17 protein-coding genes and 1 other RNA gene are annotated in these 13,227 nt (G+C 35.3%); 6 read left to right on the forward strand and 12 right to left on the reverse strand.

Going from position 1 to position 13,227, the window contains the following annotated elements:
* Nucleotides 1–26: 26 nt before the first annotated feature.
* Nucleotides 27–416, forward strand: a complete 390-nt coding sequence (locus tag BS85_RS0100205; RefSeq protein WP_026943013.1) for a hypothetical protein — start codon at nt 27–29, stop codon at nt 414–416.
* A gap of 575 nt (nt 417–991) precedes the next feature.
* On the opposite strand, the gene BS85_RS0100215 is transcribed toward BS85_RS0100205, so the two are convergent.
* Nucleotides 992–1,792: an MnmC family methyltransferase gene (locus BS85_RS0100215; protein ID WP_026943015.1), complete on the reverse strand. Its 801-nt coding sequence runs from the start codon at nt 1,790–1,792 to the stop codon at nt 992–994.
* Between the two features lie 136 nt (nt 1,793–1,928).
* On the opposite strand from BS85_RS0100215, the gene accD reads away from it, so the two are divergent.
* The 4 genes from accD to BS85_RS0100235 are packed head-to-tail and all read left to right on the forward strand — an operon-like array spanning nt 1,929 to nt 4,650.
* Complete coding sequence (gene accD, locus BS85_RS0100220) at nt 1,929–2,777, forward strand: acetyl-CoA carboxylase, carboxyltransferase subunit beta (RefSeq protein ID WP_026943016.1); 849 nt, start codon at nt 1,929–1,931, stop codon at nt 2,775–2,777.
* An 18-nt stretch (nt 2,778–2,795) separates the two neighbouring features.
* Entirely contained in the window at nt 2,796–3,260 is a 465-nt protein-coding gene (locus BS85_RS0100225; protein ID WP_026943017.1) for a 23S rRNA (pseudouridine(1915)-N(3))-methyltransferase RlmH, read from the forward strand.
* A gap of 14 nt (nt 3,261–3,274) precedes the next feature.
* Nucleotides 3,275–3,634, forward strand: coding sequence for an RNA polymerase-binding protein DksA (gene dksA / locus BS85_RS0100230; protein ID WP_026943018.1), 360 nt, complete (start codon nt 3,275–3,277; stop codon nt 3,632–3,634).
* Nucleotides 3,631–4,650 carry a hypothetical protein gene (locus tag BS85_RS0100235; RefSeq protein ID WP_026943019.1) on the forward strand — a complete coding sequence of 340 codons (1,020 nt, stop codon included), beginning with the start codon at nt 3,631–3,633 and terminating at the stop codon, nt 4,648–4,650. The genes dksA and BS85_RS0100235 overlap by 4 nt, the downstream gene beginning before the upstream one ends.
* A 32-nt stretch (nt 4,651–4,682) precedes the next feature.
* Here BS85_RS0100235 and BS85_RS0100240 read toward each other — a convergent pair whose 3' ends face one another.
* From BS85_RS0100240 to panB, 4 genes are all read right to left on the reverse strand, one after another.
* Complete coding sequence (locus BS85_RS0100240; protein ID WP_026943020.1) at nt 4,683–4,952, reverse strand: helix-turn-helix domain-containing protein; 270 nt, start codon at nt 4,950–4,952, stop codon at nt 4,683–4,685.
* A 383-nt stretch (nt 4,953–5,335) separates the two neighbouring features.
* The gene (locus tag BS85_RS11155) at nt 5,336–5,509 is read right to left on the reverse strand and encodes a hypothetical protein (RefSeq protein WP_156937990.1); all 174 of its coding nucleotides are present in this window, start codon (nt 5,507–5,509) and stop codon (nt 5,336–5,338) included.
* A gap of 9 nt (nt 5,510–5,518) precedes the next feature.
* Nucleotides 5,519–6,520, reverse strand: a complete 1,002-nt coding sequence (ruvB, locus tag BS85_RS0100255; RefSeq protein WP_026943021.1) for a Holliday junction branch migration DNA helicase RuvB — start codon at nt 6,518–6,520, stop codon at nt 5,519–5,521.
* Between the two features lie 8 nt (nt 6,521–6,528).
* The gene (panB, locus tag BS85_RS0100260; RefSeq protein WP_026943022.1) at nt 6,529–7,335 is read right to left on the reverse strand and encodes a 3-methyl-2-oxobutanoate hydroxymethyltransferase; all 807 of its coding nucleotides are present in this window, start codon (nt 7,333–7,335) and stop codon (nt 6,529–6,531) included.
* 76 nt (nt 7,336–7,411) lie between these two features.
* Between panB and ssrA the strand changes: the two genes are divergently transcribed.
* Nucleotides 7,412–7,783: a transfer-messenger RNA gene (ssrA, locus tag BS85_RS11020) on the forward strand.
* A 5-nt stretch (nt 7,784–7,788) separates the two neighbouring features.
* Here ssrA and cutA read toward each other — a convergent pair.
* The 7 genes from cutA to blaOXA all read right to left on the reverse strand — a co-directional run bounded on the left by cutA (nt 7,789) and on the right by blaOXA (nt 13,156).
* Entirely contained in the window at nt 7,789–8,133 is a 345-nt protein-coding gene (gene cutA / locus BS85_RS0100270; RefSeq protein ID WP_026943024.1) for a divalent cation tolerance protein CutA, read from the reverse strand.
* Nucleotides 8,126–8,404: a hypothetical protein gene (locus BS85_RS0100275; protein ID WP_026943025.1), complete on the reverse strand. Its 279-nt coding sequence runs from the start codon at nt 8,402–8,404 to the stop codon at nt 8,126–8,128. The genes cutA and BS85_RS0100275 overlap by 8 nt, the downstream gene beginning before the upstream one ends.
* An 8-nt stretch (nt 8,405–8,412) precedes the next feature.
* Nucleotides 8,413–9,225, reverse strand: coding sequence for an HdrB C-terminal domain-containing protein (locus BS85_RS10770; protein WP_026943026.1), 813 nt, complete (start codon nt 9,223–9,225; stop codon nt 8,413–8,415).
* 9 nt (nt 9,226–9,234) lie between these two features.
* On the reverse strand, nt 9,235–9,987 hold the full coding sequence (locus tag BS85_RS0100285) for a DUF5644 domain-containing protein (protein WP_026943027.1): 753 nt from the start codon (nt 9,985–9,987) through the stop codon (nt 9,235–9,237).
* A 43-nt stretch (nt 9,988–10,030) separates the two neighbouring features.
* Nucleotides 10,031–10,504 (reverse strand): hypothetical protein, encoded by a 474-nt coding sequence (locus BS85_RS0100290; RefSeq protein WP_026943028.1) that lies wholly within the window; start codon nt 10,502–10,504, stop codon nt 10,031–10,033.
* 9 nt (nt 10,505–10,513) lie between these two features.
* Nucleotides 10,514–12,256 carry a M3 family oligoendopeptidase gene (locus BS85_RS0100295; RefSeq protein WP_026943029.1) on the reverse strand — a complete coding sequence of 581 codons (1,743 nt, stop codon included), beginning with the start codon at nt 12,254–12,256 and terminating at the stop codon, nt 10,514–10,516.
* Nucleotides 12,257–12,403: 147 nt separating this feature from the next.
* Nucleotides 12,404–13,156 (reverse strand): class D beta-lactamase, encoded by a 753-nt coding sequence (blaOXA, locus tag BS85_RS0100300; protein ID WP_026943030.1) that lies wholly within the window; start codon nt 13,154–13,156, stop codon nt 12,404–12,406.
* Nucleotides 13,157–13,227 lie beyond the last annotated feature (71 nt).

Raw genomic sequence — 13,227 nt, forward strand, 5'->3', positions numbered from 1 at the left:
ACCCTATTTCATTGAATGGGGTAGTTATGACGCAAAAATATTTTATTCTCCTTAAAGGAAAAGATAAAACCAAAGAGATCAAATCCTGCTCTTTTGAAAATGAAAATCTTAAGGTGGTATTTAAAAATAATCCACAAATTTATACTTACAAAAGGGGAAATTTCACGCTTATCAGAAAGGCTACAAGCTATAACCTTTTTAATTACCTCAAAGAGCTTTGTATTTTAGCAAATATAGAGACACCAGAGGGCAATTTGAATGTGCTTTTAAAAGAATATGAAAAAATGCAAAGAATCCCAAAGGAATCTGCCTTATCTATGCCTAGAGTGAAATTATCAAATCCTTTTTTTGGATTGTTCGCCAAGATTGTTTCTATTCATAAGCGACAAAATGCGCTTTGTCTTTACTATGCTTAGGAGACGATAAGCAAAATTGCAAATAGTAAAGGCTTCGCTCACACCTATTGCCATTTGGATTAATACTCTTTGTTTTGTTTCAAAAGTTTTTCTAAGCCCTCTATGGCATCTTTTTGGCAAACCCTTAGATTTTTAGAATCTTTTTTGCTTAGTGGTGAAAGGTGCCAAATTCTCTTGTGCAAAGAATTGGGGCTAAGTCTATCCAAAATCTCTTTTATGCATGAAAGGCAAAAATCCTCCTTGAGCACGGGTTTAGTTCGCGTGAATCCGTGAAATAAATTTCACACGCTTTGTTTGATACAAAAAGCATACAATCCGCTTGTGCCTTCTACCTAAGATAAATTCCCTTTAACAATACATTACACCCCCCCCCCTCAAGATTCCGCACAATCCTTAAAATCTTTTAACTCAAATCCCGCTAACAATAAAAGCTTGTCAATCCCTTTTCTTGCTTTTGGCTCTGGCTTTAAATCTTATTCCAAACCTTATCCTTTTTCTTTTTGCCTCATTGTATTTTATAATAAATCTTGAGAATCTATTTAAAAATTAAAAAATACAAACAAAACATAAAAGTTTTATACATCATACAACCCCCAAAGTTTTGGATTTGTTTTGATTTTGTGTGCAATATTGATAGCAGTAATATTTACCACATTATCTAGCTCCATATTTGGTAATTTTGCATTTTTGGTTAAAACAATAGAATCCCGCACATCTTTTTGGTGAAGTTTAAAAGCGTAAAATCCCGCTAAATAAGCGGAATATAACATACAAGAATGATGACTATATGTCGTGATAATTACCTCTTCGCTACTTAGTGCATACAAGGTTTTAAAATATTCATAAGTCCATAAAGTGCGATTCTTAAGTGGGCTAAAGGCATCTTGAAAAATAATATTAAAACACATTGGATTCTGTGCGATTCCGTGTGGAGTGTCCTTAGAATCTCTCGCAAGAAAACACTTTAAAATCTCTCTCGCATTCCCCAAATACAAAACAATCTCCAAATCTTGTTCTTTGTAATAATGGCGCATAACTAGGGATTCTAAAATTGTCAATTCATTTTCTAATTCTTTAGGATAAGGGTGCTTTAGAAGTTTTGGCAAAAGATTGAAATCCAACTCTGGAGAATAAATAAAAATCTTTCCCTTGAATCTCAATGAACGCGCAGTATGCACTAAACACAGGGTGTTAAATCCAAGCCCAAAACAAATATCAAGCACTGATAAAATAGGTTCTTGCATTTTTAAAGAAAGGGCTGGGAGGATATGTTTGTGTAAAGTTTCTTGCAATGCGCCATCTTGTGCATTATGATAGGTTTCGCAGAAACTTGCATTATAGAGGGTTACACTTGAATCTTTCGTGAAAATCTGCATATTTTTCTATCTTTTAGTATAAATTAACACATAATTTTATACAATTTGAGCTTATTTTTACAAAATTTATCACTTTAAAGCTCACGACACCCTCCACTTTTATGTAAATGTGGAAGCTGGACTTAAGGAAAACATAATGGGTTTTGCAGATTTTTTCAAAAACTTCAAAAAGGATGAAAGAGCATTGCCAAAAGAAGCACCAAGTCATTGGATAAAATGCCCAAGCTGTAATGCGTTAATGTATTATAAAGAAGTAGTTGCACAGCATTACACTTGTCCAAAATGCAACTTTCATATGCGTATAGGATTGCAAGATAGAATTGCTTTAATGTGCGATGAAGGAAGCTTTATAGAGTTTGACAAAGACTTAGCACCAAACGACCCATTAGACTTTGTGGATAAAAAAAGCTACAAAAAACGCGTGGAAGAATATGCAAAAAAATGCGGACGTCCAAGTTCTGTTGTAAGCGGAGAATGCACAATCAATGGCATTGGCGCACAAATCGTTCTGTTTGATTTCAATTTTATGGGTGGCTCATTCGCCTCTGTGGAAGGCGAGAAAATTGTCCGCGCAATCCATCGCGCAATACAAAACAAACAAGGACTTGTGATTGTCAGCGCAAGCGGTGGAGCTAGAATGCAGGAATCCACCTATTCTCTAATGCAAATGGCAAAAACCTCTGCTGCGCTAAATATTCTAAATGATGCGCATTTGCCTTTTATTTCTGTTTTAAGCGACCCAACAATGGGTGGAGTCAGTGCTTCTTTTGCTTTTCTGGGTGATTTGATTATGGCAGAACCGGGCGCGATAATTGGATTTGCTGGGGCTAGAGTGATAAAGCAAACGATTGGCACAGACTTACCACAAGGATTCCAAACTGCAGAATTTCTGCTAGAACACGGATTGATTGATATGATTGTGCAGCGCAAAGACATCAAACAAACAATTGCCAAAGCTCTGCAATACCTTAAAGTAGAATATTAAAGATCGTTTATTGCTATGATTAAAATTGTTGTATATTATATTGCTAAAAACCACAAAGACCTAAGTGAGCAACTCTGTAAAGAGTTTATTGCATTGTGCGCTCAATTTGGAGCGAACCTAGATTTCATCAATCTCTTTTGCAAAGCAATCCACTCAAGCCAAAAGCAAGAAGCAATGGAGGCGCAAAAATCTTACACAAAAGAATTTCTTAAAACCTTTAAACCCAATCAATACAGAATTGCATTAAGCCCAAGTGCTAGGAGAGTGGATTCCTTTGAATTTGCAAATATCTTGAAAAATCAAGCTAATATCGCATTTTTTATTGGCGGAGCGTATGGTTTAGAAGAAAAATTCACTCAAGATTGCCATACGCAAATTTCCCTTTCACCCCTTACTTTTAGCCATAAAATTGCAAAAATTGTATTAAGCGAACAAATTTATCGTGCGCTTTGCTTGATTCATAATCACCCATACCACAAATAGGAGAATAGAAAGAAATGCGTCAAAGTGAGTTAGAGAGCTTTAAATCTATTTTATTGACTAAAAAAAAGGCAATTTTAGATAATAACTCTATACACAAGCAAACAATGGAACATATCCAAAGCAGTCACATCAACGAGACAGATTACGCGGCAATGCAAATGCGAAATGTATTGGATAGCTCCATTTTTAAAAGGCATCATTTGGAATTAGAATATATTGAAAACGCATTAGAAAAAATTGATGGGGGTGTTTATGGAATCTGTGAAATGTGCAATGAGGAAATTGGCATTCAACGTTTAAAAGCAAAACCACATGCAAAATATTGTATAGTATGCAGACAAATTATTGAAAAAGATTCAAAGGAACAAAAATGAAATTTAAATATTACATTGGCGCATTATTCGTCTTTATTGTGCTTTTAGGGCTTTATATTTATAGTCTTAGCGGGGAAAGTTATGCGTTTGCAATTCCATTTAGCACACAAACCATCACGCTTCCTGTTGCGGTATGGTTTGTTATACCCGTTGTGGTTTTTTTTATCATTGTGGGCGTTTTAGAGATTAGCGGCTCTTATCGTATGTGGCGCAAACGCACAAAATATAAACGAGATTATAAAATACTTTTAGAACAAATAGAAAATCAGCTTTTAAGCAAAGATACACCGATAAAGCAACCCACAATGAATAGATACAAAAGTTTATCCATTCTCTTAAGCAATCTTACTTTAGATGTAAAAGATGGAATTGCCCTTAAAAGTGGCGAAACGAGACTAGATGAGCTCATTGAATTACTAGGCGATTTGAAAAGGGGCAAATATGTAAATCTTAAAAAGTTTAACCCCAATGAAAAATCCACCTTTATGCGTAAAAATATTTTCAATCAAATCCAAAGCGATGAAAAGTTTGCTGTAGAAGTGCTTAAAAAATCAAGCTATGATGAAGAGTGTAAGCGCGAAGCTTTTAAGAAACTGCTTAACCAAGAAGAAATTAAAACCATTAAGCAATTCATTGGCGAAATAAAATTTAACAAAGAATTAGCTAGTGAAATGCTTGGAATGTGCTATTCTAAAAAAATGGATTTCAGCAACGATGAAATAGCTCAGCTTTGCGCAGAAGTAGGATATAGCAAAGGGGATTATTTGCTTTTGGCGCAAAAGCTAAAAGAATGCTATGAACCTGCAAGTTGGGTTAGCTTGTTTGAGTATCTTGCCGACAAAGATGAGTTAGCCGAAATGGCATACTTTTATGTGCTTTTGGAATTAGAAATGATTGATGAGGCTAAAGAGCGTTTAAATACATATCCTCAAAATGAGCTTTTAAAAGTGCGTGCATATTTGGATTTGAAAGACTTAGGTAAAAAATATCCTTTGGAGTTATTTTTGCTAGACTAAAATCACCTTACGATTCCTAATGGAATCGTAATTTATTTTTTATCTTCTATTTTATCAAACGAAATTCCATCAAAAAACTCACAAATATCCACCTCTAAAACTTTGGCAATTTGCAAAAGATGTTCAATATTAAAATGCGATCCTTTAAGCCCAATTTCCGCAAAAGACACAAGACTAACGGAGTTGTGCCCTATGGCTAGGGAAAGCTTAAGTTGCGAATAATGTTTTTGCTTTCTTATTTTTGCAACATTTGCACCAATTTGTTTATAAATTTCTTTAATCTCTTCAGCCTCAAGTGGCAACTAAACCACCTTATAATAAGTTAAATTAAGTTTTATTCATTGTAGAATCACATTCAACTTATTATGATAAGTTATTACAAAGGAGTAGAAATGAAAATTTCGTTAAATATTGTCTCATTGGGTTTTACAAGTTGTGCAAATGGGTAAAAAATTATTCCTATTTATTTTGCTAATTGTGCTTTTTTGGTTTATGTATTTTAAATTACTTATTTAAGCAAGGAATTTTTGCTTTTTAAAAGGAGATACTATTATGACTGCTGCTGATTATGGAAATGGTTTGTTTCAGTCTGCTGTGCTACTTTTTGGTTTATTAGTTTGTGGGTGGATAATAAAAGCATCTTTAAAATGAAGGATTGATTTTTATTGTTATGGGTTTCTACTTTTTAGGAAATATTTGTCAAAGAGTTAGAATCACAAAAACTAGCAAAGGTTTTGCTGCTTCTCATTACGAGAGAATTGTTAGAATCTCGTGGCAATCCATAACCCAATCTTATTCTTAAGATTCCATCGTTTGATTTAATTTTTGCAAAATAGAAACCGCAGTGCGTTCCTTTCAAACAATATCCCTAAAACAAACTCCCAATTTCCCGAAAGGAAAATAATTCGTAAGTTTTTTGTGTTGCGATTCTGCCTCTTGCAGTGCGCTCTAGGTAGCCATTGACAAGCAAATAAGGCTCAATCACATCTTCAATCGTCCCCTCATCTTCACTCATCGCCGCAGCAAGTGTGCTAAGTCCAATCGGGCGTCCGCGATTCTCACAAATAATTTTTAAGAATCGCAAATCTAACTCATCAAACCCGTGTTCATTCACGCCCAATTCATTCAAGGCGTATTGTGTGCGCTCTTTTGTAATCATTGCTTCCTCTGCAACCTCCGCAAAATCCCTCACGCGCTTGAGCAATCTTAAAGCAATTCTTGGCGTTCCGCGTGAGCGTTTAGCAATCTCTAATGCGCCCTCATCGGAACATTCCTTTTGTAGCTTCACAGAAGCGATTTTCACAATACGCGCTAACTCCTCTTGCTCATAAAACTGCATACGAAACTGCATTCCAAACCTATCCCGCAAAGGGTTGCTAATCATTCCCGCGCGTGTTGTCGCCCCAATGAGCGTAAAGCGCGGTAAGTCAATTTTGACCGTCTGTGCAGCAGGTCCGCTCCCGATAATAATATCTAGCCTAAAATCCTCCATTGCTGGATACAGAATCTCCTCAATGGCTGGGCTTAAACGATGAATCTCGTCAATAAATAAAATCTCTCCGTCGTTTAAATTGGTTAGAATCGCTGCTAAATCTCCTGCTTTTTCAATCATCGGCGCAGCGGTTACCTTAATAGAAGTTTGCATTTCCGCACTAATAATATGCGCTAAAGTTGTCTTGCCAAGACCGGGGGGACCAAAAAGCAAAAGGTGGTCTAACACATCTCCGCGCTTTTTTGCTGCTGCAATAAAGACTTGCAAATTTTTCTTTAGCTTCTCTTGCCCGATATAATCGTCCCAACAAGTTGGGCGAAGCCTAATGTCCTCTTCTTTCTCTAGGGTTAATTTTTCAATCTCTACAATGCGTTCCAAATCTCCCCCTAATAACTTTCCTGTTCATTTGGAAAAGCACCACTTTTGACATCTTTAACATATTGACGCACACCCTGACGCAAAAGCTCCACACCCTTTAAATATTGACGCACGAATTTGGGCTTAAATTCCTCAAAGAATCCAAAAGCATCACTCCACACTAGCACCTGCCCATCTACATCTGCTCCACTCCCGATTCCAATCACCGGAATCCCAACGCTTTGCGTAATTGCTTTAGCCGCCTCTGCCCTCACCCCCTCTAGCAAAATACTAAATGCACCCTTTTGTTCAATGTCTTTTGCGAGTTTTATGAGCGATTCCACACTTTCTTGCGTTTTTCCCTGCACCTTGTATCCTCCCTCACTGCGGACAAACTGCGGTTTTAATCCAATGTGCGCCATTACTGCAATTCCATTTTCTACTAGCATTTGAATGCTTTGAAGCCCCTCAAATCCAACTTCTAACTTTATGGCTTGTGCTTTGGTTTCCTTATAGATTTGGATTGCGGATTTCAATGCAATTTCTGGTGTTGTCGTGCTACCAAAAGGCATATCGCAGACGATTAAACTACTTTTTGCACCCCTGCACACGGCTTTTGTGTGGTAAATCATCTGTTCTAAAGTCGCACCTAGCGTGTCGCTCTCTCCAAAAAAACTCATCTGCAAACTATCGCCCACCAAAATCATATCCACTTCACCATCAAAGATTTTTGCCATTAACGCATCGTAAGCGGTAAGCATTGTGATTTTTTCCACGCCCTTTTTTTTGAGAATCTGTGTTGTTGTCATAGATTTTATTGTGTTTTGTATGCTCATTTTCATTCCATTAAAATTTTTAGCTAATTTTACTATATTTTCTTTTTTTATGGTATAATCCAAACCTTTAATTTTTGGGGCTGATTAGAATTTCGACAGGATTTGAATTTCTTTAGTTGCATACCGACTTGTGCTAAGTCGTAAAACTGGTTCATAAATATAAACGCAAACAACGCGAATTACGCTCCTGCTTACGCTAAAGTTGCGTAAGTTTAATTAGCTTTTGGAGCTGTTCTTAGTTAGGATTCTAGCTACTCTCTTAAGAACATCATTCTAGCTAGATGCGCTTTGTGCTACCAAACGCAAGGTTAAGATTTAGGTTGCCTTTGTTAAAGTGTTTTTGGAAGTTCTCTTTAATAAAGAAAGATTTAAAATCCAAGCAAGTATGTAAATCAATTATTGCAGATTTGAGTTTTGGACTGGGGTTTGATTCCCCACAGCTCCACCAAATTATTATTTAACTTTTATTTCTTCACACCACTTTTTATAGGATTTCAAAACTTTAGAAAGTTTAATTCCAATAATTTCTGGAATCTCATAGTTATGATTTTGCAAAATAAGCCTACGCAAACTTTTAAAATCTTTCTCAAACACTTTAAAAGTAAGCAAAATCTCTTCTTCATTGCAAATTTCTAATAATTTTGGATTCTGTGCATTATGCCAAAAATAATGGCTTTGGATATTGGTTTCTTGGACACAAGCGCAAAGTCTGGATTCCAAAGCAACTTGAATTAATAGAGTAGCATTTGATCGCGTGGTAGTTGTTTGAAGCAACATTAATTGCTTTTTGTTACTCATCTTTCACACCCATTCTCTTTTTTTTCTCTTCTGCGGATTTTTTCTTTTCATCACGGCGCATTCTTTCCAAATTCATTTGACGCTCTTTGGAGCGTTTAAATTTTTCTAAATACTCTTCGCGTTCGGTTGGGCTTTGATAAGCGATAGGGCGGATAAAAAATATAATCAACATTAACACAAAAAAGAAAATGGAAGTTTCTTGGTTTGAGGTTAGTTTATACCAAGCCATCGCAATGACAAGTGAAACAATCACTTTTAGTGCTATAACCATTTTAATCCTTAAAGCATTCTAGGTAAAATAATATGCTCTCCAAAACGCAAGGTATCTTTTGTCGTTTCATTGAATAAGGCTAAAATCACTTGTGGGATAAATAACAACGGAATCTCTGCAGTATCCCTGCCCATAGAATCTTGCAAGTTTTTGATATGTCTATCCATTAATTCAAAGTTTCCAATATTTGGGGTTAAAATAAAATCCACACCGCTATCCATCATTTCATAATAATCCATTCCACCCATTTTGTAGGCTAATTGCGGATTGGTTTGCAGCAAATACGCATAACTTTCTTTAAAAAATGGCAGGATTTTTAAACCTGTTATATCCTCTAATGTTGGAATAATTTGGGATTCTATTACTAATTTTTCAAGCTTTCTATCTATCAAAAAAGCACATCTGAATCCTTCCCAACGTCTTTTAAAATTGAATGTTTTGAGTGCATTAAAGATAATTTCTGGGGCAAAAATAAAACGATTTTCTAAGGATAGAATATCTACTTCTGCTCCACACTCTTTTAAGAGAATCTCTCTTAATTCTGTTTCCTCATAAAGGGTTTGAAAAAATCGTCCAATTTCTAACAAACTTTGAGAATCGCACACTAAGATTTTATGATTCTCCGCTTCCAAAAACAAAAGAAATAATTTTTTATAATATTTTACCCTCTCCATAAAAGGTAAAAATTTCTCCTCCAATGTGAGATTATAGGATTTTTCCACAGGGACTTGTAATTTCTGCAAAAGCTCTTGAATGTTTTGCATTAAAATATATGAAGACTTCGGATATAAGTTATTATGCAATAAGATAAGCGATTCCACTTTCTCTCCTTAAAAATTAGCTTTTTTGAGTAATTTTGATTTAAAAGATTGAATCTCTGGATTTTCACTCATTTCAAAAATAATCATCTTTAATTCATTGATGCATCTATCAAACTTTGCATTTTGAGGAAACAAATAAGTTTGCAAACTTTGTGCATTCAAGATTCCATTCTTTAAATCACATACTGCCTCTAAAATATTTTGTGTTTTATGTTTTGCATACAAAGAAGCTGCTAAAATAAAATAAGCTTCACCCAAATATTCTGGATTCTCAACGCTCAAAGGCGTAGCATAAGCAAAAGGCAAAAAAGAAAGTAAAAAGACATTTTTAATCTTTTGTGTTTCTATTTCTAAAGATTCCAATCCTCTAAATTCTATATCCTTTAGGACGCTTTGCACTTCATCTTGTGCTAACTCATCAAGCCCAACCTCTCTTAGTGATTCTATTTTTTGCAAAAATGGCTCAACATTGATGATTAAATCCTTTAGTGCAAGATGTGGATTCAGCGGCTCTATTTTCCAATCAGAACCAAAATTCTTAACCAAATCCTCAATTTTTAAAGCAAAATCAAAGACTACTACACCATTAATTTTGAACCCATAGGCATTATAACCATATTCCATTACATTTTCTTGAATGATTTTAAGCAAATCCAATAATGACTTTTGCGGATTGATTTTTACAATTAATTTTGCAAAATAAGGTAGATAGTCTGTTTTTATATCAAATCGGAATAACTCTAAATTAATCTTTTTATCCATTTTTTCTCCATTACTCAAATGCTAAATTTTGAAGTATAGCAAATTATTTTTTAAACCTTTTATTTTTTGGATTGGCTAAAAGTGCTTTCATTGAACTATGAATCCCCTCTTCTTCATATTCCTTACTAGATTCTGCCCCCATAAAAGTTGCTAAAAGATTTATATAGACGCAAAAATCTGCACGTAAATCCTCATCATTGGGTAATAAAATTTGCACAATAGAATTTAGAGGTGTTGTTACAAAACTGCCCAAATTCTCCTCGCCAAATCCTGCTTCAAAATATAAGTTTTTAGAATCTAACTCCAAACTCTCAAAAGTATAACCCGCCAAGATAAACAATGTCAAATCACTAAAAGAACCCCTAATAGAATCCGGAAGCTCGGGTTCAAATTTAACACGGGATACATTACACACAATAGAAAAATTAATTTTTTTGTGAATTAAGTATTCTAAGATAGCGTAACAATGCCCTTGCAATAATTCTCTAAACTTCTTATCCTTCAGCAAAACTTCCATTTCTCCTCCTTATAAAAGCCCCTTTAAGCCCTCTAGTAACAGCCGCACTTCATTCATACCAATATTCCAAAAATCATCACTCTCAATATCTAAGCCAAAAATCCCCACCAACTCTTTGGGAGACTTGCTACCGCCAAGACTTAAAAACTCCTCGTATTTTGCCACAAAATCTGCTTTATTGTGGCGATAAACTCCAAAAAGCGCAAAAACCAAAAGTTGCCCATAGCTATACGCATAGCAATAAAAAGGCGTGTGAATAAAATGTGGAATATACGACCACCAAAGGCGATAATTCGGCGTCAAAACTACGCTTTTGCCAAACATCTTTTGATTCTCCTCCTGCCAAAGATTGCTAAGCTCCTCGCTACTTAATTCACCCTCTTTTTGATGCACCAAACGTTCAAAATTCGTAAAGACATTTTGCCTAAAAAGTGTCGCAAACACATCTTCTAGCTTCCCTGCATAAAGCTCAATTTTTTGTTCCTTGCTTAGATTTTCTTTCATTTTCTCAAACAATAGCATTTCCGCAAACACTGAAGCGGTTTCTGCGGTTGTTAAAGGCGTATCGGCATTGAGATACCCAACCCTATAAGAAAGAGTTTGATGAATCGTATGCCCCAATTCGTGCGCCATCGTAAAGACATCGCGTCTGCGATTGGTGTGATTAAGCATTAAATAAGGGTGAGCACTCGGCACTGCGCTATGGCTAAAAGCCCCGCCGCGTTTGTTTTCTCTTGGGTGAGAATCCACCCAACCCTCTTTGAAGGCGCGTTGTGCGATTGCATAAAACTTGGGTGAAAAATCCTCAAAGGTTTTCAAGACGATTGCTTTGGAATCTTGATAATTAAATTCCACCTCCTCCTTGCAAGGTAAAGGCGCATAGCGGTCGTAATCATAAAGCGTTTCTAAGCCCAAAATTTTCGCCTTTAGGGTGTAATACTCCTCCACGATTCCAACATTTGCATTAATCGTATTCACCATAGAATCCACACTTTTTTGTGTAGTTTGGTTATCTAAATGTCGGGATTCCTCCAAGTTTGCGTATTTTCTTAGCTGCGTGGTGATTTTTAAATCTTTGCGCACGACATTATAAACATAAGTTAATAAATCAAGATTCTGCCTTAATCCTGCACTTAAGGATTCTTGCGCCATTTTGCGCACTTCTCTTTCCTTATCATACAAGAGGCTTAAGACTTCCTCCTCCCCTACTTCCTTTTGTGCGCCATTCAAAGAAATATTAAAACGCAAATGGCTTAAATGCTCATCAAAAAGCCGTTTGAAGCTATCCACACCCACAGGTTGCATTTTTAGCAAAATAGTTTCCTCTTGTAAGCTTAATTGGTGCTTAGAATCCTTGCTTAAAAGCTCCAAATAATACCGATATTCTTTGGCATTTTGGATAAAGCACTCTTGCAATGCTGAATCTAGCGCATTAAACTCCAAATCAAAAAACAAAAGCGATTCTTGTGCCTTATTGATTTGCATTTCACATTCTGCATAAAATGCCCCCTCTTTGGTATTGGAAGCAAAACAAAGAAAGGCATAAGTCATCACGCGCGAAAGCTCCTCGCAAATCTTTTCATAGTTTTGCAGACTTTGGTAAAAGTTTGTAGGCGTCAGACTAGCAATTTTATCTTTATAGCTTTCCTCAAAGGCTTTTGCTTTCTCTATACTCTCTGCAATCGCATTTTGCAAGGATTCTTTATTTTTAAATAGTGCGGTGAGATTCCATAAATCTTGTGTATTAGACATCATATTTCCTTTAAATTTTTGGAATTTTACCATAAAAGCTTTTGATAAGTGGCTAAAACTTGCCCTGCGTGTTTAAAAAACAATGGCATAAAGCATCTAAAAGAAAAGTATCCAAACATATAAAAAATATAAAGAGGTCACTTTGTTTTATAAAATATTCTTAGACTTTAATGCTTGATAAACAATCTCTTTTCTTAAATGCAACCCCTCTTTTTTAACATCCGCATTTAAGGCAAAGAAATAAACTTCCTTGCTTGTTTCCACATAACCTACATACCAACCAAGGATTCCATTCCAACCACTCTTAGCCCTAAGCGTGAAAAGTTCATTTTTCTCTATAATTAGCATATCCTTAACTATGTCAATATTGCTTTTAGGGATTGGGAGATTTTCACTATAAAACTTTTTTAAAAATTCTATCTGTTCAAAGGCGGATATTTTCAAATCATCATTCAGCCAAAAAGCAGATTTATCTTTCCCCACCCTTTTGTTTCCATAGTTAAATTTTGAAAGATAACTGACATACTTTTCTTTGGAGATTTTTTGTGAAAATTTCTGATAACACCAAACACAGCTTGTTTGAATTGCGGATTGCAATGTTTGATTCTTGTCCCAAAGCGCATATCCCCTTACGATTCCGTCCCATTTTATCCTATCGTTTTTTGATATAACAATATTTTCATTCAACGCAATTAAAGTATGGGGTATTTTAAAAGTTGAAGCGGCACAGAATCGCATATTTGCTCTTTTTTGGTTATAAACATATAATTTGTCGCTCTTAAGCGTTGCAATAACCAAAGTTCCCTTAATATTAAAATCTTTAAAAACTCTTTCCAATACTACATCGTCAGCATTTAATAAAGCAAACAAGAAAAAGAGTGGGCTTAAAATTCTAATCATTATTTTATCAATTTAATACAAGAGGGATAAAATTACACAAATTAAAAGGAGAGAGCCTTTAAGGATTCCTT

Origin of the sequence: Helicobacter rodentium ATCC 700285 (assembly GCF_000687535.1) — a bacterium.
GTDB lineage: Bacteria > Campylobacterota > Campylobacteria > Campylobacterales > Helicobacteraceae > Helicobacter_D > Helicobacter_D rodentium.

What these genes read in the sequence shown, in the direction of transcription:
- BS85_RS0100205 (WP_026943013.1), top strand. Translation starts at nt 27, where the DNA reads ATGACGCAAAAATATTTTATTCTCCTTAAAGGAAAAGATAAAACCAAA.
- BS85_RS0100215 (WP_026943015.1), bottom strand. Translation starts at nt 1,792, where the DNA reads ATGCAGATTTTCACGAAAGATTCAAGTGTAACCCTCTATAATGCAAGT.
- accD (WP_026943016.1), top strand. Translation starts at nt 1,929, where the DNA reads ATGGGTTTTGCAGATTTTTTCAAAAACTTCAAAAAGGATGAAAGAGCA.
- dksA (WP_026943018.1), top strand. Translation starts at nt 3,275, where the DNA reads ATGCGTCAAAGTGAGTTAGAGAGCTTTAAATCTATTTTATTGACTAAA.
- BS85_RS0100235 (WP_026943019.1), top strand. Translation starts at nt 3,631, where the DNA reads ATGAAATTTAAATATTACATTGGCGCATTATTCGTCTTTATTGTGCTT.
- panB (WP_026943022.1), bottom strand. Translation starts at nt 7,335, where the DNA reads ATGAGCATACAAAACACAATAAAATCTATGACAACAACACAGATTCTC.
- cutA (WP_026943024.1), bottom strand. Translation starts at nt 8,133, where the DNA reads ATGAGTAACAAAAAGCAATTAATGTTGCTTCAAACAACTACCACGCGA.
- BS85_RS0100275 (WP_026943025.1), bottom strand. Translation starts at nt 8,404, where the DNA reads ATGGTTATAGCACTAAAAGTGATTGTTTCACTTGTCATTGCGATGGCT.
- BS85_RS0100285 (WP_026943027.1), bottom strand. Translation starts at nt 9,987, where the DNA reads ATGGATAAAAAGATTAATTTAGAGTTATTCCGATTTGATATAAAAACA.
- BS85_RS0100290 (WP_026943028.1), bottom strand. Translation starts at nt 10,504, where the DNA reads ATGGAAGTTTTGCTGAAGGATAAGAAGTTTAGAGAATTATTGCAAGGG.
- BS85_RS0100295 (WP_026943029.1), bottom strand. Translation starts at nt 12,256, where the DNA reads ATGTCTAATACACAAGATTTATGGAATCTCACCGCACTATTTAAAAAT.
- blaOXA (WP_026943030.1), bottom strand. Translation starts at nt 13,156, where the DNA reads ATGATTAGAATTTTAAGCCCACTCTTTTTCTTGTTTGCTTTATTAAAT.